This is a genomic window from Sphingobacterium sp. UBA7038 (assembly GCF_002494055.1).
GTDB classification, from domain to species: Bacteria; Bacteroidota; Bacteroidia; order Sphingobacteriales; family Sphingobacteriaceae; genus Sphingobacterium; species Sphingobacterium multivorum.
Genome location: NZ_DLAV01000021.1, coordinates 1 through 20,519, shown reverse-complemented (window position 1 = coordinate 20,519; position 20,519 = coordinate 1). Strand labels below are relative to the sequence as shown.

General features: G+C 40.3%; 16 protein-coding genes. 9 read left to right on the top strand and 7 right to left on the bottom strand.

Annotated features, from left to right (window positions below):
- Window positions 1-65 precede the first annotated feature (65 nt).
- Window positions 66-1,052 (bottom strand): endonuclease/exonuclease/phosphatase family protein, encoded by a 987-nt coding sequence (locus tag B3H30_RS14435; protein WP_286834522.1) that lies wholly within the window; start codon window positions 1,050-1,052, stop codon window positions 66-68.
- A gap of 203 nt (window positions 1,053-1,255) precedes the next feature.
- On the opposite strand from B3H30_RS14435, the gene B3H30_RS14430 reads away from it, so the two are divergent.
- From B3H30_RS14430 to B3H30_RS14420, 3 genes are read left to right on the top strand one after another with little or no spacing between them, the layout of a single operon-like run.
- A complete protein-coding gene (locus tag B3H30_RS14430; protein WP_070565500.1) occupies window positions 1,256-2,431 on the top strand; it encodes a glycosyltransferase family 4 protein in 1,176 nt (391 codons plus the stop codon).
- Window positions 2,419-3,420: a lysylphosphatidylglycerol synthase transmembrane domain-containing protein gene (locus B3H30_RS14425; protein WP_070565502.1), complete on the top strand. Its 1,002-nt coding sequence runs from the start codon at window positions 2,419-2,421 to the stop codon at window positions 3,418-3,420. Before B3H30_RS14430 ends, B3H30_RS14425 begins: the two co-directional genes overlap by 13 nt.
- Window positions 3,407-4,561, top strand: coding sequence for a glycosyltransferase family 4 protein (locus B3H30_RS14420; protein WP_254667698.1), 1,155 nt, complete (start codon window positions 3,407-3,409; stop codon window positions 4,559-4,561). Before B3H30_RS14425 ends, B3H30_RS14420 begins: the two co-directional genes overlap by 14 nt.
- A gap of 197 nt (window positions 4,562-4,758) precedes the next feature.
- On the opposite strand, the gene B3H30_RS14415 is transcribed toward B3H30_RS14420, so the two are convergent.
- The 6 genes from B3H30_RS14415 to holA all read right to left on the bottom strand — a co-directional run bounded on the left by B3H30_RS14415 (window position 4,759) and on the right by holA (window position 12,125).
- Window positions 4,759-5,988: a sterol desaturase family protein gene (locus B3H30_RS14415; RefSeq protein ID WP_070565504.1), complete on the bottom strand. Its 1,230-nt coding sequence runs from the start codon at window positions 5,986-5,988 to the stop codon at window positions 4,759-4,761.
- A gap of 337 nt (window positions 5,989-6,325) precedes the next feature.
- Window positions 6,326-7,909 (bottom strand): MDR family MFS transporter, encoded by a 1,584-nt coding sequence (locus B3H30_RS14410; RefSeq protein ID WP_070565506.1) that lies wholly within the window; start codon window positions 7,907-7,909, stop codon window positions 6,326-6,328.
- A 2-nt stretch (window positions 7,910-7,911) separates the two neighbouring features.
- Window positions 7,912-9,015: an HlyD family secretion protein gene (locus B3H30_RS14405; protein WP_070565508.1), complete on the bottom strand. Its 1,104-nt coding sequence runs from the start codon at window positions 9,013-9,015 to the stop codon at window positions 7,912-7,914.
- Window positions 9,016-9,029: 14 nt separating this feature from the next.
- Window positions 9,030-10,340, bottom strand: a complete 1,311-nt coding sequence (locus B3H30_RS14400) for a TolC family protein (RefSeq protein ID WP_112376165.1) — start codon at window positions 10,338-10,340, stop codon at window positions 9,030-9,032.
- Complete coding sequence (locus tag B3H30_RS14395) at window positions 10,330-10,947, bottom strand: TetR/AcrR family transcriptional regulator (RefSeq protein ID WP_070565512.1); 618 nt, start codon at window positions 10,945-10,947, stop codon at window positions 10,330-10,332. The genes B3H30_RS14400 and B3H30_RS14395 overlap by 11 nt, the downstream gene beginning before the upstream one ends.
- A gap of 170 nt (window positions 10,948-11,117) precedes the next feature.
- Window positions 11,118-12,125, bottom strand: coding sequence for a DNA polymerase III subunit delta (gene holA / locus B3H30_RS14390; RefSeq protein ID WP_070565514.1), 1,008 nt, complete (start codon window positions 12,123-12,125; stop codon window positions 11,118-11,120).
- Between the two features lie 500 nt (window positions 12,126-12,625).
- On the opposite strand from holA, the gene B3H30_RS14385 reads away from it, so the two are divergent.
- From B3H30_RS14385 to B3H30_RS14360, 6 genes are all read left to right on the top strand, one after another.
- On the top strand, window positions 12,626-13,087 hold the full coding sequence (locus tag B3H30_RS14385) for a type I restriction enzyme HsdR N-terminal domain-containing protein (protein WP_070565516.1): 462 nt from the start codon (window positions 12,626-12,628) through the stop codon (window positions 13,085-13,087).
- A gap of 168 nt (window positions 13,088-13,255) precedes the next feature.
- Complete coding sequence (clpP, locus tag B3H30_RS14380) at window positions 13,256-13,957, top strand: ATP-dependent Clp endopeptidase proteolytic subunit ClpP (RefSeq protein WP_046674530.1); 702 nt, start codon at window positions 13,256-13,258, stop codon at window positions 13,955-13,957.
- A gap of 2 nt (window positions 13,958-13,959) precedes the next feature.
- Complete coding sequence (clpX, locus tag B3H30_RS14375; RefSeq protein ID WP_070565518.1) at window positions 13,960-15,210, top strand: ATP-dependent Clp protease ATP-binding subunit ClpX; 1,251 nt, start codon at window positions 13,960-13,962, stop codon at window positions 15,208-15,210.
- Between the two features lie 123 nt (window positions 15,211-15,333).
- A complete protein-coding gene (locus B3H30_RS14370; protein ID WP_070565520.1) occupies window positions 15,334-16,167 on the top strand; it encodes an AMP nucleosidase in 834 nt (277 codons plus the stop codon).
- Between the two features lie 245 nt (window positions 16,168-16,412).
- Complete coding sequence (locus B3H30_RS14365; protein WP_083295910.1) at window positions 16,413-17,576, top strand: efflux RND transporter periplasmic adaptor subunit; 1,164 nt, start codon at window positions 16,413-16,415, stop codon at window positions 17,574-17,576.
- Window positions 17,577-17,653: 77 nt separating this feature from the next.
- Window positions 17,654-20,519, top strand: a 2,866-nt coding sequence (locus tag B3H30_RS14360; protein WP_286834518.1) for an efflux RND transporter permease subunit, incomplete at its 3' end; no start/stop codon positions are given.

The window sequence follows — 20,519 nt, the reverse complement described above, 5'->3', positions numbered from 1 at the left end:
AAAAAAGCACTGAGGGGTTCAGTGCTAATCGCGATTGATATGAAAGAATTGAGAAAGTTTTTATTTTACTGAACCGACGGTTTGACAATACGCCAGCCTAATTGTAAGGACACTGCACAATGATCGGATAAATCTTGGCCCTTTTCGTTTTGAAAAAGCTTTTTTTGAACCTGATAATTCTTTGCCTCAAATAGCAAATGATGATCGTTGCGATAGTAGATTTTATCAATACCTTCACAATCCTCTGTTAACTCCAACGCCGTTTTCGCTTCAAAGTTCGCTTGATGCGCAGGAATATCACCTTTGTTGCGTAAACTTACCCATGCATCTACCAAACCTAAGTCCTTCTGAAAAGAACCGATGTTATCCAGCTCGTAAGCATAATGTGCATTAAAGTCACCCATAATCAAAAGTGGTCTGCCAGCCGAATACTTTTTGATATAGGCTTTTAGCTGATTTATATTCTTCTGCCGGGCAATCGTTGCATTCTGATCATCCTGCGCTGTAGCATGTACATTATAAACATCAATAAATACTGCCTTGGCCAATTGAATTCGAGCATAAGAAAAGCCTTTAGGCGTCAGACAATCTGCACCATTGCAATCGGTCCAGCTTATTCGCTCAAACTCTACGATCGGATATTTTGAAAGTGTACTCAGCCCGTCCCCAAAAGGTACTCCACCCATATTTGCCGTTCGGTAGCTATGCTTATTTTCGCTGTAAAGAAACTTGTTGTAGTTAAAGTCCTCCTGTACATTGACAATATTAAACGCATTGATCCGATTGCCGATCGACGTAATACTGGAAGACCGCTCGGTTACAGCACTGGAAATCAATTCAGGAAGGCCAGCTATATTGTATGTTAACAAATTTAGCTTTCCGTATGTCGCCTCCGGCATAGCTGCATACACCGAATTACTAAACTTCGGCTGTTGTTTTGGCTTCAACTTAAAACCCAACATAACACCGGCAGACGCACAAATAAATAAGATGACAATCTTTCGAAAACCCTTGGGTCTAATTTTTTTTTCGAACAATAGATCTAATAGCATGGACTGAATATTTTGTTCACTCTAAAGGTACTCCACCAACATTAGCTCTATTATCATATTCAATTAATTCTACTTTTAATAATCATTCACAAATCATTAAAAACTAATAATTTATAAACACTATAATGACAAAAGGTTAATACCTGCATAGCATAGGGGTTACAGCTTTCAACTATTTTTATACAACCCCTAATAAGAATAACATGAGAAAGGTAGCCTTCTTTACAGAGATACTCGTCGAGGATTTTGACGGTGCATCACGGACAATGTTTCAGCTGATAAACCGTATAGACCAGCAGAAATTCAACTATTTCTTTATTTATGGCGGCGGCCCTACGCAATTTCGAAATTTCCATTCTTACAAGGTTCCCACATTCAAAATACCGGTCAATGACGATTATTGTCTCGCTATTCCACAGCTTATTAAAAAGAAACTTGAGCTCGCTTTAGATAAATTTGCTCCCGACATGATCCATATTGCAACTCCTTCCCTTTTAGGTTTTTTTGCATTGAATTATGCCAAACGGAAAGGTATTCCTGTCCTTACAATCTATCATACACACTTCATTTCATACATTGCCTATTATTTCAAAAACATATTACCCTTAGTCAAACCGACTGAACAATGGATGAAAAAAGCAATGAATAACTTTTACAACAAATGTGATATTGTCTATGTACCGACCAAATCCATTCTAAATGAATTACAGCAGATCGGCTTACAACAAGAAGGATTAAAACTGTGGCAAAGAGGAATAGACACAGCTCTGTTTAACCCCCAAAAAAAGAATCTATCTCAACTGCAGACCATCACAAAGAATGACAAACCAACAATCCTTTTTGTCAGTCGTATCGTCTGGGAAAAAAATATTAAAACGCTTATTGAAATCTATCAACAGATACATGCCCAAAACCTCGACTATAATTTCATTGTTGTCGGTGAAGGAACAGCCAAAATAATTGCGATGCAAGAGATGCCTAAAGCTATTTTCTTAGGAAAGAAAAGCCATGATGAGCTCGCAATTTTATATGCTTCGGCCGATGCGTTTGTTTTTCCGTCGGTCTCAGAAACGTATGGAAACGTCGTCGTCGAAGCATTAGCATCCGGACTTCCTTGTGTTATCGCCAACGGCGGAGGCTCGGCCTCCTTGATTCAGCACGGAAAAAATGGATTTAAGTGTCAACCTGAAAATGCGGCTGGATATGTTTACTACCTCAAAAAAATTCTCTCCGACGCAAGCTTAAAAAAGAATCTCGTCATTGAAGGTCTATCCTATGTTGGGCAACTGGATTGGAATAGACTAGCTGGACGCTATTTTAATGACATTGAACTATTGATAGACAAAACACAGGAAGTCGATTTGGCATGGGCAAATTAACAAACCCAAGCCAACTCATCAAAGGTGTTTTTTTACTTTTGATTCTGGCGTCCATCACGATCTTTTTAGCGAAAAGCGATTTAAATGCGTTGAAAAAAGAGCTCTCCTCTGTTGGTTATCGCTTCATCGTTATTTTGTTTACAACTTGCGCGGCCTATTTTTTAGGTACATTAGCTTGGTGGATATGTTTAGGCCCTGCAAAAAAGAAGGTCAATCTGCTCAAACTCTTTGCCGTCCGTCAAATCGGGGAAACCGTTGGACTATTCAATCCCACCAGCATTATCGGTGGCGATTTATTAAAGGCACAATTGATAACCCGTTATGACATTCCTTTAAAAGAAGGATTGAATTCGGTTGCAATATCCCGTATTACTGCCGTACTGTCTCAATTGACACTCTTTTTGATTGCTATGATTTGGTTGATATTTTCTCCTTTAAAAAATGAAATTATACGCTACGCAGGCCCAGTAATTTATATGATCTGTATGTTCTTATTTCTTTTGATGATCTTGATACTTTACTGGTTAATAGCTGCAAAAAGTCCCTCACAAACCAAGGCTTCAACAGCAACACCTTTTGGAAAAGCACAAGCGCATGTTCAGTCACTCCTTTGGAGTGTAAAAGACTTTTATAAACATCAAAATAAGGTTTTTTGGTATTCTTACTTACTTTTTGCACTACATTGGATTATTGGCAGCCTTGAATTCTATTATATTCTAAAATTTTTGGGTGTTTCAGTACAACCAATACATGGTTTAATAGTAGATATGAGCGTCATTGTGCTAAAAAGCATCGGTGCTTTTATTCCAGGACAACTGGGTATTGAAGAAATCGCCAATAAGCTCCTACTCCATATGATCGGTATTACAGGAGGTAGTATTTGGCTCAGTGCTTCATTATTACGTCGCGGCCGACAGCTCACCTGGGTAGCACTGGGTTTTATATTTTATCTATGCATCAAAAGGAAACCAGTACATGTATCCATCTGAAATAGAAATACTATTTGTCAGCCACAAATATCCCCCAAGTGTTGGCGGTATGGAAAAACAAAGCTTTGAACTGATCAATACTGCGGCTCTTTACTTGAAGGTACACACCTTAGTCTATGACAATAGGGAACCTCTTTTAGCCTTCTTCTTCCTACTGAATCGCCGCATTCTAGCCAAAATTAACGATAACCCCGGCATCAAGCTTATCCACTTTAATGATGGATTAATTGCGTCCTTCGCCTCTTTTCACAAAGGATATACCCATTTAAAACGTGCTGTCACGCTTCACGGTCTGGATATCGTTTTTCCACTTCGTTATTTTCAACGTAAGATTATACCGCGGTTTAACACTTTTGATCAGCTTATTGCCGTTAGCCAAGCCACCGCCGACGCCGCACAGTTACGCGGTATCGATCCATCCAAAATCATTGTTATACCCAACGGTGTAGATCCGATACACTGCTCCACTCAAAACAATGAACCAACCTGCGAAAGCAGGCCCTATTTTATCACTTTGGGACGCCCTGTTAAGCGGAAGGGCTTCTCGTGGTTGATGAAACATGTCATCCCCGCGATTCAGGGCGATTTCAAATTACTAATGGTGGGGCCATTCGATCAAAAACCGCAATGGAAAGAACGCCTATTGCAGCTTACACCAAAAAAGATAAATCATTTAATCACCCTATTCCTCGGATTTCCCACCGATCAAGGGGCCATCCGAAAATTACTGAAAGCATACCCCGAAAAAATTGAACATCTTGGAAAAGTTCCATTCGAACAACTGCAAAGCCTCCTGACCAACGCACAGGCCTTTTTGATGCCCAATATTGAAATGGCCGGTGATATGGAAGGCTTTGGGCTCGTCTGCCTAGAAGCTTCCACAGCAGGCACAATTGTTGTTGCCGCCGAATTAGAAGGAATTACAAGCGCCGTTACACACAATTACAATGGGCTTCTCCTGCCAAGCGAAAACCAAAACGCATGGATCGAACAACTTCAAGCCATTTTAGAAGATCCAGTCCACTATAAAAAGCTAAGCCTACAATTTAAACAGAATACCCTAAAACAATATAGCTGGGATATTATGGCCAGATCCTATTGCCAATCATTTGCAGACTTAATTACAGCAGCAGATAAATAATTGAACGTAATACCGCATCAAGTTGACTGCTTCTGTCATCCACGCGGAAAGCTCTTCAAAAGGCATTGTTTATAGAACTTACTTGCTTGCTTGCTTGCTTGCTTGCTTGCTTGCTATACAGATAAAAGATCAATTAAATGATGAAATATGAAACAATAGATGCTTACTTCCAACGACAAGAACTCATACGGATAAATTCAACGTCTTTCAAGACGCAAAACTTTTTTATAGCGAACTGCTAACGGTCGATAAAAAATCAATTGAATCAAAGCGAAACATCCTACCAAAACAAGTCCCAATGGTGAATAAAAAGTTAGACCAATATACAGTAGTAATAAGAATAACCGCAGCATCTCAAGTGGAAAAACCCAGTCTTCATGTTCTAGAAGTCCTCCAATACAAATAACACTACAAAGAATAAATCCCCCGCCAATAACGAGTTGTATCAGTTGCTGATAATTACCATAAAGCAGAAAGAAAAAAAGAAGTGTCATCGTCAACATGGACTGAAAAAAGATATAGCGGCTTAACGCCTGCGCATGAACTTGCGGCTTAGCTCCGGCAAATATGCGCTCTTCCAGTTCTTCGCGAATTTCAGGCTGTATATCGTCAGGCTTACCGAATATAGTCCGCATTTTGTTCCCAAATCCTTTCGCCCGCTTAAATGACAAACCAATTTCAAATAAATAATGAAAATGCTGCCATAGAAAAGTATAGCGGTGAATGGGCTTTGTGAGCCCATAGACACAAGGCTCCTCCTTTTGTTCCGATATAAATGTTCCAAACAGCTTATCCCAAATAATCAGGATATCCCCATAATTCTTATCCAGATAGATTTCGTTGCTGCTATGATGCACCCGATGATGGGAAGGCGTTACAAATAGCCGCTCCAAAATACCCAAATTTCCAACAGTCTGCGTATGGGAGAAAAATGGATACACGCCATGAATCAACAGAATAGCGGTCATCATAAAGGGCGGGAAACCCAAAAGGGGGATAAAAGCCCAAAATAGCGAACGGAAAACGGCTTGAAATATGGTGATCCGGGCCGCCACCGTAAAGTTATAATCTTCACTTTGGTGATGTACAACGTGCGCAGCCCACAATAGGTTTATTTCATGGCTATAGCGATGATACCAATACCAGAGAAAATCTGTAAATAGGAAAAGTATAACCCAGGTCCAAACATTAGCTTCAATCTGAAATATCGCAAAATTTTGATACACCCAAACGAAAAAAAAGTAAAATAAACTAACGGAAAACATATCACACATACGCTCAACGATACCAACATTAAGATTTGAGATCGATTCATCAAAAGAATAAAAACGTTTCTGTTTTTTGAGGCTATACCCATATTCCAACACCATCAGAATTAAAAATAAGGGAATGATAAATGCCAAAAAATTAAGTTTTTCCGTATACATCCATTTGCTATTTTAAAGACAAACAATCTACCTGAGTCGCTATTTGATAAGATTCGTCTTTTATGATGCCAAAAGATAAATTCTTTCAAACTCTTTATTATTAAACAATCAATTTTAAATCAGGTTTTTCAATTTATGGTTTTTCAATTGATCAAAGGTATGCTTGCTCCTGTTTAGACAAGACCAAACGCCAACCTTAAGGACTTTTCTATCGCAAAAGAAAATGCACAAAAAAATCCTCAAAAAGCTAAACACTTTTTGAGGACTTCTGACTGAACGATAACCAGTACTTTACTGACAAGTCACCGTGATACCAGCTTACCGGACTATTTAAATGCTAATGCACACTGGACATATCGATCTGCGTCTTTCCTTGTTTGATCATCAAGACAAAGGGGACACACAGCAAAAATACCACACCCAGATATAAAAACACATCCATGTAGGATAATACAGTAGCCTGTTTCATCACGCTCATATCGAGTATCTGGTGTGCTTTGGCCAAAGCTTCATTGGGCGAAAAACCTTTCGCCTGAAAGCTCATTTGCAATTGCTGCACCCGTTGTTGCACATCAAACTTGCTTGGATCTAAATTAGCCACCAGATCGACGCGATGTTTTTGGCTATCACGGGCAATAAATGTCGTAATTAAGGCTATACCAAACGAACCACCCAGCTGGCGCATCATCCCTGTAAAGGCAGCTCCTTCACCGATTGACTTACCATGTAATGTCGATAGGGAGAGTGTCATGACAGGTACGAACAACAATCCTAAGCCAACTCCACGGAGAATTAGGGGCCAAAACATGTGCTCTGCTCCCGTATCATTGGTCATGAGACTGTACATCCAAAAACAGAAGCCAAAAAAGATACTTAGTCCTACGGCAACCATATATTTTTGGGGAACACCATTTTGGATCATCTTCCCAATAAAAGGCATCATGATACCGGTCATGATTGAACTTGGCAACAATAACAAACCTGCGTCTGTGGCCGTCCATCCCAATATCGACTGTGTATAGATTGGAATAATAAAAGTCGATCCAAACAAGCCGAAACCAAGAATAAAACTCATCACTACACCAACCTGCAAATTCTTATCCTTCAATACCCGCAAGTTAACAATGGGTTTATCATAGACCAATTCCCGCCATATAAAGAACAATAGTCCGAAAACAGACAAGATTGACAAGCCTAAAATCAATGGATCGTCAAACCAATCATCCTGTTGTCCATGTTCCAATACAAACTGAAGGGAACCAATAAACATGATCAAAAAGATCATACCAAACCAATCCACTTCCTTTGCAGATTGCTTTTGGCTATATTTAGGACTGCGCACAAAAGATAAGGTCAACAAGGTCGCAATAATCCCTAACGGCACATTGATATAGAATATATATGGCCAGGAGAAATTATCGATAATATATCCACCTAACGGTGGGCCTAGCGTTGGACCAATAATTACCCCCATACCATAGATAGCCTGAGCCATACTACGTTTTTCCTTCGGGTAACTTTCTGTAATAATGGTCTGCGCTGTTACTAACAACGCTCCCCCGCCCATCCCTTGTATAAAACGAAATGCAACAAGCTCCCAAATATTGGTCGCGTTACCACATAAAAATGAAGATACTGTGAATATGATAATAGACGCAGCAAAGTAATTTCTCCGTCCAAATTGTTGGGACAACCAGCTGGTCATCGGAATCACAATTACGTTGGCGATTGCGTAAGCCGTGATAACCCATGCCACATCTGTCAAGGTCGCCCCCAACGAACCTTTCATGTCGTTCAGAGCCACGTTGACGATGGTTGTATCCACGATTTCCAACAGCGCACAAAGCACCGCTGTAATCGTGATTACAACACGTCGAAAACCATATTCAACCAGACTGTCTTGTTGATTTAAATTTTCCATAGTTATTGAACATGCACATCTACGTCAGCATTCATGCCCGGTCTGAGCAAAGCCACATTTTCTGCTTTATTGTCTTTTGTCAATTTGATTTTTACAGGTAAACGCTGAACAGTCTTCACAAAGTTACCAGTCGCATTATCTGGCGGCAATAAAGAAAAACGCGATCCTGTCGCCGGTGAGAAAGAATTTACTTCACCTTCAAATTCGATATTAGGATAAGCATCCACTTTGATCCCCACCTTTTGACCAGGCTTCATTTTTTCCAATTGCGTCTCTTTAAAGTTGGCTACTACCCATGTTTCAATATTATCGACAATGTAGAATAAAGACTGACCTGGATTGACCATTTGTCCAGGCTGAACCTTAATGTTGGATACCTGACCATCCACAGAAGCCAGTACCGCGGTATAAGAAAGGTTCAATTTAGCCGCCTCAAGCTGTGCATTCGCTCTTTTTATATTCGCCTCAGCAACAGAAGTTTGTTTTGAAGCCACTGTAGTCTTACTGACGATTGCATTACGTTGCGACGCACTGGCATTGCGTTGCTGTTGCAAAATTTCAACCTGCTTGTCGGCTTCCAATTTCGCAGTCAATGCCTGCTCGTACTGCTGTTTCGTAATGGACTGGTTATTGTATAAGTTTTGGTAGCGGATATAATCATTGTTCGCTTGCTTAGCACGAATACGTGCCGCATCGATGCTGCCTAAATTGGATTGAATCGTTGCATCTGAGATCGCCACATTAGCCGAAGACGCAGATACATCTGCCTTTGAAACATCAAAGCTACTTTGAGCTGCTGCCAAGGCTGCTAATGCCTCGTCCACACGAACCTGATAGTCTTGACTCTCAATGGTAAATAACGTATCCCCTTTTTTAACCAAATCATTGTCCTTTACATAGACTTTAGCGATAAAACCACCCACCCGTGGAATGATCGGGCTCATGTTTTTCTCTACCTGCGCATCGTCTGTAGTCTCATGCGCCTGGCCATGCATATATTTATACGCCCCATAAGCCCCTCCGAAGATGACCAATGCAGCCAAAACAATTGTAAATTTTTTATTTGTACCTTTTTTTTCAGGTGCGTTTTCTACTGTATTTTCCATGTCTAGATTAATTGCTATTTAATGTTTAAAGACCCATTTGCTAACAGCAGGTCGTAATATTTTTCAATGGTGTTTGCTTTGCTGATTGCCAGATTGATCTTGCTTTGCAGCTGCTGTACGTCTGCGGTCAACAAGTCGTCGGTATCTGCGATACCATTATCGTACTTATCTTTGGTGATCCGATAATTTTCAACAGCCTGATCCACCGCCTGATGATAGACCACATCCTGCTTTTGTGCCAGCATATAGTTTTCATTGGCCTGTTGAACCTGCACTTTTACCTTGTCATTTAATAATTCAATATGCTCATCAATTTCCTTGATACGGTTTTTTGCCACATTCACTTCTCTTTTATTTTTGTAAAGCGAACCGATATCGTAAGAAACGCCGATGCCAACCATGGCAGCATTCGTCACGGTAACCACCTTTTGAAGACCAAAAGCATTGTATCCAGCTGTTGCAGCAACAGTTGGCATGGCAGCCGCTTTTGTTACTTTCAACTGATCTTCAGCAACCAAACGTTGCGATTCCATCGATTTTAGATCTGAGCGCGAGGTTTTTGCTGCATCATATGATGCTTTTAAGCCCAAATCCACACCTGTGACTTCGCCCAAATTGATCTGATCCAGTTGGGTATCTTCATCAATTTTCAAGAAATTAGCCAATTGATAATTCAGCACCTTGATATTTTTCTGTGCTTCCTGAAGCGAAACCTGATAGTTTGAAAGCTGCAGTTCTGCTTTTAATAAGTCATTACGTGCGATCAAACCATTATCCAACATCGCTTTAAAATCCGAAACACGTTGCTCCGACTGCTTAATATTTTCAGCAATCAACAAATTGGTTTGTTGAGCCTTATAAAGACTCAAATAAAGATTTACTGCACGTATAGCCAATTGTTCTTTGCTCGCTACAGCATTGTATTCCTCGGCTTTCAATACATCCTTTGCAATATCAATGCCGCCCTTAATTCTGCCACCGGTATAGATTGGCATACTCACCGAAGCCTGACCCAACCACAATTGGTTTGCAGCGATATCTGGAGCAGATCCCCCCTCACCTAAAGCCAACTTTAAATTCACATTTGGTGTGGTCATAGCCATGTATTGTCCACTCAATTTTGCATCGGGAAGTTGTTTCGATTTGGCCGTTTCCACCTCGAGCTGCCTACCCAATATCTTGGTGTCGGCAGACTTCGCTTCCACGCTTTGATTTGCGGCCAAGTGAATTATTTCTTCCAAAGTCATGTGCTTGTTGTCCTGTGCCAACAAACCCATGGGACTTAAAAGCAATAAAGCACTCAAATTGGCCAACTTATTTTTCATATGTCAATAAAGCTTTAATTGTTGTCTGTATAAATTCTGTTAAAGTTGTTTCTATATAATTTGCATATTCTTCATCGTTATCGATATGCAACTGATCTTGCAAAAAGCAATGATTCATTTGGAAATTCATAAAAGTTCCCATCATCATCGAATGGATTAAAATTGGATCATATCCACCTTTGAACACCCCCTGTTCTACACCTTCATTGATCACGGAAGAAATAACCTCCAGGTTATGCAATTTGAGCTTCCTGAATGCTTCAGAGATCAGCATCCGCTGTTTTAGTGAACTTTCAATGGTAATGATATGATACAGCTTACGATGCGAATTCATCGATTTAATTGATCGATCTACCATCGCGTCTATTTTGTCCAGCGCATTGTCAATAAGCGCCAACTCATCCACATTGATCATAAAATCAGGAACACGCCACTCAAAAAACGTATCCAGCAACTTGTCCTTTGATCCAAAATAATAGTTGATCATTGCAACATTTACATTCGCTTCGTTGGCAATATCACGCACGGAAGTCCCATCAAACCCTTTTGTTGCAAAAAGACGCTCAGCTGCAAGTAAAATATCAATCTGTTTCTCGTTAAATTCCATTTTAAACCTCGATCTTTTAAAGATACCATCGCATATTCATAGCGATAATAAAAGACGTTCTCGCTAAATGCGCGACAAAGTTAAACAAACGTTTAATTTAAACAAGTGTTTAATTATTAAATTTGTGTAAAAAAAAACACCATTTCTGGTGTTTTTGCTGTTGGATGAGATTAGTTAAGTATCCGGTAGATCATTTCTTTTAAAATCTCTTCACTATTGAAATTGCTCGGCACATTGACACCTTTGGATTTCAAGTCGGTCTCCTTCAACACATTAAGCACATCGAAAGTTTTCCGTCTATTGTAATTCCGTGCAGCAAGCTCGTATTCTTTTAGAAAGAAAGGATGTACCCCCAGTTCTTTTGCCGCGACGGATTTGTCTATCAGATAATGGTATTTGAGAATCTTCGTGAAGTAGGTGGCAATTTGTCCAATAACCATCACCAGTGGATTATTTTTGGGATTGGCGACAAAATAATCGACGATCTGATATGCTTTTAGGGCATTACGTTTAGCCAAAGCAGTATTTAATTCAAAAACATTATAATCTTTGGAAATACCTATATTCCGTTCAACATCTTCCATGCTTATCTCTTGGCTCTTCGGAACATTAAGCATCAGTTTGTCAAGTTCATTGGACACCTTGGACAGGTCATTACCGAGATAATCCGCAATCATCACCGCAGCTTGCGGATGAATGCGCCAGCCCGCATCTTTCACATACGTCCCAATCCAGGGGCCAACCTTATCGTCGTATAGTTTGGCCGCATCAACAACTAGTCCCTTTTTTTCAAAGACTTTATAGACCTTTTTGCGTTTGTCAAATTTCCCATGTTTAAAACAGAACACAAGAATGGTTGTCGGTGTAAGATGCTCCAGGTATTTAGTTAACAGTTCTTCCGTATCCGATTTCCATTTCAGCTCCTGCGCTTCCTTAATAATAATCACCTGATAATCGCTCAACATGGGATACCGTTTTGCTGCATTGACAATGGTAGATATATCAATATCTTTTCCATAGAAAATCGATTGATCAAAACCCTTTTGTGCTTCGTTCAATACCGTCGCTTCCAATGCGTCGGCAATGGTATCAATGAAATAACTCTCCTCCCCTTGCAATAAATACACTGGTTTAAAAGACCTGTTCTTAATATCAGATAAGATCGGATTTATGTTCATATGCAAAAACTATCGATAGTATTTATTTTCCCTGGGCCCAATTAAGCTCTTTACACGCGGCAACTTGTCTAAAGTTGCTATGGAGTACCCGGTCTATTTATTTATTTTTTCACTGCAGATCGGTTGCCCCATTACTTTCCCGCATCCAAACAATCTGCTACAGTCTAAAATGTCCCATGTTATTGCATCTTCACATGGTGTATCTAGTTCGACTATGGACATTTTATAGGAAGCAAAATTACGATTTTAATGGCAATTTAAGCGAGTAACCTCGCCGAATTAACGATTTTATAATTGATTCATGTACGACCATCACTTTAAGCTATTGGTTTAAAGCCATGAACATTTAACACCACAACTTCCACAATTCTGGTCAAGCAATACGGCCACAAAAGCAGACCTGAGGTTTTTTACAAAAAATCATCTTCGTCAGCAAAAAAACACCATATTTCATGCCTGATGAATGTATTTTTTTTGCTAAAATTTTAGTATATTTGTGTATGTTTTCACCGACTCCACTGAACTTACCGCCGTATCAAGCTAAAATATCTAAAAAGAACAATGCGATTTATATATTTGATGAGCTCAGAAAAAAGGATCTGGTATTAACACCGGAAGAATGGGTTAGGCAGCATTGGATCAACTATTTGTCGCTCATGAAAAATTATCCCAAGGCACTGATGCACATCGAAGGCGGTTTGAAATTAAATAACCTGCAGAAACGAAGTGATTTGTTAATTTATAACAGCAGCGGGCATAAGGTGGTCTTAGCCGAATTTAAGGCACCTCATATAAAAATTACACAACAAGTATTTGAGCAAATTGCAAATTATAATACAGTTCACCGTATACCATACCTGCTAGTAAGCAACGGTATGAATCATTATTATTGTAAAATTGATTTTATCAAAAAGTCTTACGAATTTTTGGAAGACCTCCCCAACTACAACGAAATTGACTAAGGAGCTATGCATGAAATAGATAAAAATTAATCCGGAGATTCAGTCTCCCTTAGGTCTTGAACGGGGAGCACCGAAAAAATGTAAAGTAGATGTAAAACATCTTTTCAATTTATTTGATTTTTAAAATATAGTTTTATATTAGTCCTACAGAATAGAAAAAATAAAAAGATGAATATAGATAAAAACGAATTCAGAAAATATGCAGTAAAGCATCACCGTATTGGAAGTCAACATGTTGATAGTTTCATTGCTCGTACAGAGACTAGCATTCCGACAAACCTTACGCCTTACATCGTTGAAGAACGTCAATTGAACGTTGCTCAGATGGATGTATTTTCGCGTTTGATGATGGACCGTATCATATTTTTAGGCAGCGGTATTGATGATCAGGTAGCCAACATTATTCAGGCACAACTCTTGTTCTTACAGTCTACCGACGCACAACGTGATATCCAGATTTACATCAATTCACCGGGTGGAAGCGTGTATGCTGGACTAGGAATCTACGATACCATGCAATATATTACGCCAGATGTAGCAACCATCTGTACCGGTATTGCAGCATCTATGGGCGCTGTTCTTTTAGTTGCTGGTGCAAAAGGCAAACGTGCAGCCTTACGCCACTCACGCGTCATGATTCACCAACCTTCCGGTGGCGCTCAAGGAGTTGCAGCCGATATGGAAATCAACTTACGTGAGATGATGAAATTAAAAGAAGAATTATACACCATTATTTCAGATCATTCTGGACAAACTTACGAATGGGTAGAAAAATCTTCCGATCGCGATTACTGGATGCGGGCTAATGAGGCCAAAGAATTTGGTATGATTGACGAGATTTTACTTCCAAAGAAGGAGATTATTAAATAACAATGGCAAAGAATAACGATAGAGACATTCATTGTTCGTTTTGTGGCATAAGCAAAAATGAAGCCCAGATGCTTATTGCTGGCAACGGTGCGCACATCTGTGACCGTTGTATCCAGCAGGCAGGCGAAATCTTGGCAGAAGAATTAAAACAACGAAAAAGTAAAACTTTACAGACAGCTTTAAAGTTGATCCGTCCTTTGGAGATTAAAACCCACTTGGACCAATATGTCATCGGTCAGGATGATGCCAAAAAAGTAATTTCAGTAGCCGTTTATAATCACTATAAGCGTTTAAATCAGAAAGTGGATAAAGACGAGATCGAAATCGAAAAATCCAATTTGATTATCGTGGGGGAAACAGGCACTGGTAAGACCTTGCTGGCAAAAACTGTCGCCAAGATACTTAATGTACCTTTCTGTATTGTGGATGCTACAGTATTGACCGAAGCAGGTTATGTAGGGGAAGACGTAGAAAGTATATTGACGCGTTTACTGCAAGCGGCAGATTACGATGTGGCTTCCGCTGAGCGTGGTATCATCTACATCGATGAGATTGATAAAATCGCACGTAAAAGCGACAATCCTTCTATTACGAGAGATGTATCGGGTGAAGGTGTGCAGCAAGCTTTACTGAAGATTCTCGAAGGTACAGTTGTCAACGTTCCACCGCAAGGCGGCCGTAAACACCCTGATCAAAAAATGATCGCGGTTAATACAAGCAATATCCTATTCATCTGTGGTGGAGCATTCGACGGTATTCAAAAGAAAATTGCAAACCGTCTGCGTACCCAGACAGTAGGTTATAAAATGAACGAGGACGAAGAGGAAATTGACTTGAACAATTTGTACAAGTATATTACACCGCAAGACTTAAAGAACTTTGGATTAATTCCAGAGCTGATTGGTCGTCTTCCTGTATTAACTTACTTAAACCCGCTGGATAAGGAAACCTTGCTGAGTATTCTGACTGAGCCAAAGAATGCTTTGGTAAAACAATATAAAAAGCTGTTTGAATACGAAGGTATTGAGCTAAAATTTGATCCTGACGTTTATACGTTTATTGTTGATAAAGCTGACGAATTTAAACTTGGAGCCAGAGGCCTACGCAGTATATGCGAAGCCATTATGCTGGATGCCATGTTTGAAATTCCGTCAACGAAAGAGCAGACGGGACAGAAAGCATTGGAAATCACGCTAGACTATGCGAAGAAGAAATTCGAAAAGTCTGATTTAAAAAAGCTTAAAGTTGCTTAAAAAAATCCCGTTCGCTGAACGGGATTTTTTTTTAGAAAAGAATTAAAAATCTTATATTACAATAATAACATAGCCATAACGGAATGTTGACAGGAAGATAAGAGATTCAAGAAATTAAATTTAATGACTATGACAACAAAGAAAAGTGCAAAGAATACCGTAAATAGTCCGATCACACCAGGTTTAAAAACCAAAGAAGAAATCGTGAACAACTGGCTTCCCCGTTATACCGGAAGACCTTTGGAAGAGTTCGGGGAATATATCCTTTTAACGAACTTTTCGAAATATATACACCTATTTTCTGAAATGCATGATAATGCGCCTATTTATGGAGAAGATAAACCGATGCAATCCGTCACTGCCGGAGGCATCACCATTATCAATTTCGGGATGGGAAGTCCAATGGCCGCAACCATTATGGATTTATTATCAGCAATTGCACCAAAAGCAGTGCTATTTTTGGGTAAAACCGGTGGAATCAAGAAAAAAATTCCTGTAGGCGAATTGATTCTTCCAATAGCCGCTATCCGCGGTGAGGGAACTTCCAATGACTACTTTCCACCCGAAGTACCTTCATTACCCGCCTTCGCCATGCAAAAGGCCATATCCACGACAATCCGGGATCACCAACGTGACTACTGGACAGGAACGGTATACACCACCAATAGACGAGTTTGGGAACATGATAAAGCCTTCAAAAAGTATTTAAAATCAATCCGTGCCATGTGCGTGGATATGGAAACCGCAACGATATTCAGTGTCGGATTTGCCAATAAGATTCCAACAGGTGCTCTGTTGCTGGTTTCGGATCAACCAATGGTACCCGAAGGAGTCAAAACGTCTGTCAGTGATGTAACAGTTACAGCAAAATATGTAGAAGCACATATCAGCATAGGTATTGATGCTTTAAAACAGCTTATCAATAACGGATTGACCGTGAAGCACCTTAAATTTTAAGCTGTATTTCAACCAACATCATATTTTCCCTTTCTAGGAAAATATGATGTATCCCTCTCCATAAAACCATAACTATCAAACCCTTAAAACTATTAACTATTATTTTTGATTAATAATTGAACGGTTATTAACTAAAATTTGAGGTGTTAACAAATGTTAATCTTCACAATAATTAAACGATTTGTCGTTTATATTGTAATATTCATATTACTCAACACATATATCGTAAAAATTAATCAAGCATTGTGAAGAAAAAAACATTATCTTTTTTTAACGTAACCTTTTTGATTTGTTCAGCCTTAGCCACACAGGTAAGTTGTTCTTCAAGTTCTTCAAAAGAAAATAAAACTAAAGAAAAAAACGTAGCCTTGCCAGTCTATACCGTCACTAAATCTGATGCCACCACCATCAAGGATTATTTGGGAACCATAGAAGGTAAAGTTAACGTGGAGGTCCGCCCACAGGTCGAAGGGCTGCTTCTGGAAATTTATATCGATGAAGGCTCATTTGTTCAAAAAGGCCAGAAACTGTTCAAGGTAGACCCTTCTACTTACCAAGAAAATCTCAATAACATGGTTGCTACGGAGCAAGTCGCCAAAGCCAAACTTAAAAATGCACAGCTCGAAGTCGACCGGTTGAAACCGTTGGTTCAAAACGACGTTATCTCCGATGTCAGACTGGCGTCGGCAAAATCAGATTATCAAGTAGCCAAGGCAACGTTGGACCAGGCCATCGCAGCCGTACGTTCAGCGCAGATCAGCAAAGATTTTACAGTGATCACCGCTCCGGTAAGTGGTTACATTGGCCGCATTCCAAAGCGTATTGGAAATTTGGTATCAAAAGGCGATAAAGAACCCCTTACCTATCTTTCAGACATCCAGGAAGTGTATGTATATTTCTCCATGAATGAATCTGACTTTCTTTATTTTTCCAAAGCACAGGCAAAAAAAGATAGCTTGGAAGGGAAAAAATACAACCAGAATCAAAAGCTCGTATTTCCAGAAGTTACTTTAGTCCTCGCAGATGGTGAGGAATATTCAAAAAAAGGTATTGTCGACGCCGTCAATGGCCAGATTAACCGAACTACGGGAGCAATCTCTTTGCGCGCCACTTTCCAAAACCACGACAACATACTTCGATCCGGAAGTAGCGGCACCCTTAAGATTGCCGAAGTAAAAAAAGACGTTCTTCAAATTCCGCAGATAGCCGTCAATGAATTGCAGGATAAAACCTTTGTCTATATACTGGACCAAAACAATAAGGCGCAAAAACGAAATATCCAACTGATGGGCAAAAGTAAAAACAATTATATCGTCTATTCAGGCCTCAAGGAAAACGATCGCGTTATTACCAGCGGATTTGACAAATTAACCGACGGTTCACCAGTGACCCCGATTTTACAGAAATAATTATCGATCATTTTTGCATACTACCCGGTGCCAGGCATACTGTGCGCCAAAAGTAGCGTGTTTAAAATTCTATGTATATGCTAAAAACATTTATAAATAGGCCTGTATTAGCTACGGTGGTTTCTATTATCCTGGTTATCTTAGGCTTAGTGGGCCTAAAACTCCTGCCTGTCTCGCGCTTTCCAGAAATTGCCCCACCAAGTGTGCTTGTTTCACTAAGTTATCCCGGTGCTAATGCGGAAACCGTAGCAAAAAGTGTTTTGCTGCCTATCGAAGAAGCCATCAATGGTGTAGAGGATATGACCTATATCAAGTCGTCTGCCTCCAATTCAGGATCGGGAAGTGTATCGGTGTACTTTAAGACAGGTACCAATCCTGATATTGCTTCGGTCAACGTACAGACACGGATTTCCAAAGCAATCAGTTCCATTCCTGCCGAAGTAAATGAAGCCGGCATCACGGTCATGCCTCGGCAAACCGGTGTCATCATGACCATCAATCTCTACTCCGATCACCAGGATAGCGCCTACGATGAAACCTTTCTCCAGGCTTATGCACAGATTAACCTGATGCGACCTTTGCTGCGTGTCGATGGCGTAGCTCAAGTTTCCCGTTTGGGGGCCAGGGATTATGCGATGCGCCTTTGGCTGAACCCAGAAAAACTAGCCCTTTATAACCTCGTTCCACAAGATGTTATGAATGCTATAAAAGATCAAAACTTTGAGATTGCCCCAGGCAAATTTGGAGAAACCTCGGATGAAGCTTTCGAAACAGTGATCCGTCATAAGGGGCGTTTCACCACACCGGAGGAATTCCAGAGTATTGTGATCAAAACCAACACCGACGGTTCAGTGCTCTATTTAAAAGATGTGGCCCGGGTAGAATTCGGAGCTACAAATTTAAGCAGCGACAACAAGGTGAATGGCCATCCCGGTCTTACACTCAACTTAACACAGACCAGTGGTTCCAACGCCCATGACATCGATATTGCTGTCAGAAAGGTTCTTGAAGAACAATCAAAAACATTTCCAAAAGGCCTACACTATGAGGTGACCTATTCAGTACGTGATCAGATCGACGAATCGATCAACCAAGTGGAGCACACCCTTTTTGAGGCGTTTATCCTGGTATTTATTATTGTCTTTATCTTCCTGCAAGATTTTCGATCCACCCTGATTCCGGCAATTGTAATCCCAGTTTCCTTGGTGGGAACCTTCTTTTTTCTGCAGCTTTTTGGATTTTCGCTCAATGTCCTCACGATGTTTGCCCTGGTGTTGGCTATTGGAATCGTAGTGGATGACGCCATTGTCGTCGTCGAAGCTATCCATGAAAAAATGCACAGCACAGGATTGAAACCCAGAGCCGCAACATTGTCGACGATGTCCGAAATTACGGGAGCCATCCTGTCAATAACCATGGTCATGGCTGCTGTATTTTTGCCTGTAGGATTTATGGAAGGGCCAGCAGGTATTTTCTATCGCCAATTTGCTTATACCTTGGCAACGGCGATTCTGATTTCAGCACTCAATGCCTTAACTTTAAGTCCAGCCTTATGTGCTCTCCTACTGAAAGCCCCGAAACAGCATACCAATCAAGAAAGCAGCAAAATCAATCAATTTAAAGATCGTTTCTTTAAAGCATTCAATACGTCTTTTGATCGGCTGACGGCCCGTTATGTCGCTATTGTAGAAACACTGATCAAGAATAAAAAAATAGCCTGGGCAGGCTTAATTTTAATTACAGCACTTGGCATCGTGTTCATGATTAAAACACCCAAAAGTTTTATTCCTACCGAAGATGATGGCTTTATTACATATAACATTGCCCTCCCTCCCGGCGCTTCATTGAGTCGGACTACTGAGGTTCTTCATCGTGCCGATAGTATTTTAAAGAAAAGACAGGACATCAATGGCATGACAACAGTCTCTGGTTTTAATGCCCTGGACGGAAGTTCGAGCCCGGCATTTGCTGCTGGTTACATTACCTTAAAACCACATGCCAAACGCGAGCACATCAAAAACATTAATGCGTTTATGGATACCATTAGGCATGATCTATCCCAGATCAATGAAGCAACGTTTACGGTGTTCCCCCGACCTACCGTACAGGGTTTTGGAGACTTTGCCGGCATTGAAATGGTTCTTCAGGATCGGATGGGTGGTGACATTCGGGATTTCAACACCATTGCAGATACCTTTATTAACCAGCTCAATACGCTGCCTGAAATTCGCAGCGCCTACACAAGCTTTAAATCAAACTTCCCTCAATATGAAGTAAATATCGATGCCGTAAAGGCAAAATCGCTGGGCGTCGAAATCAAAGATCTTATGTCTACAATACGGTCTTATTTTGCACGTGTACAGGCGAGTGATTTTAACCGGTTTGGTCGCCAATACCGCGTTTATGTTCAATCGGATTTCGACTTCCGGAAGGATCCCGAATCCTTCAATTCTATTTTTGTGCGGAATAGTAAAGGCGAAATGGTTCCTATTAACACCATATTAACTTTAGAAAAGACGGTGGGTCCGGAAACTATTACACGCTACAATCTGTACAACGCGATAGCGGTTAATATTACGCCAGCGGAAGGCTACAGTACTGATGATGCCATGCAGGCAATCCAAAAATTGGCCGACAATAAACTTCCGGGTAATTACGGTTTTGAATGGACGGGCATGAGCTATGAAGAAAGTCAGTCCGGTTCGCAGACGATCTTGATTTTTGCGCTTAGTATCCTATTCGTCTACTTCCTGCTTTCGGCTCAATACGAAAGCTATATCCTTCCTTGGGCAGTACTATTGTCCATACCAGTCGGCCTGATCGGCGTTTTTACCGTGATCAACCTGGTGGGACTTCAAAACAATATTTATGTGCAAGTCGGACTCATTATGCTCATTGGCCTCTTGGCCAAAAATGCGATTCTAAGCTGCGCCCGTTTGTTTA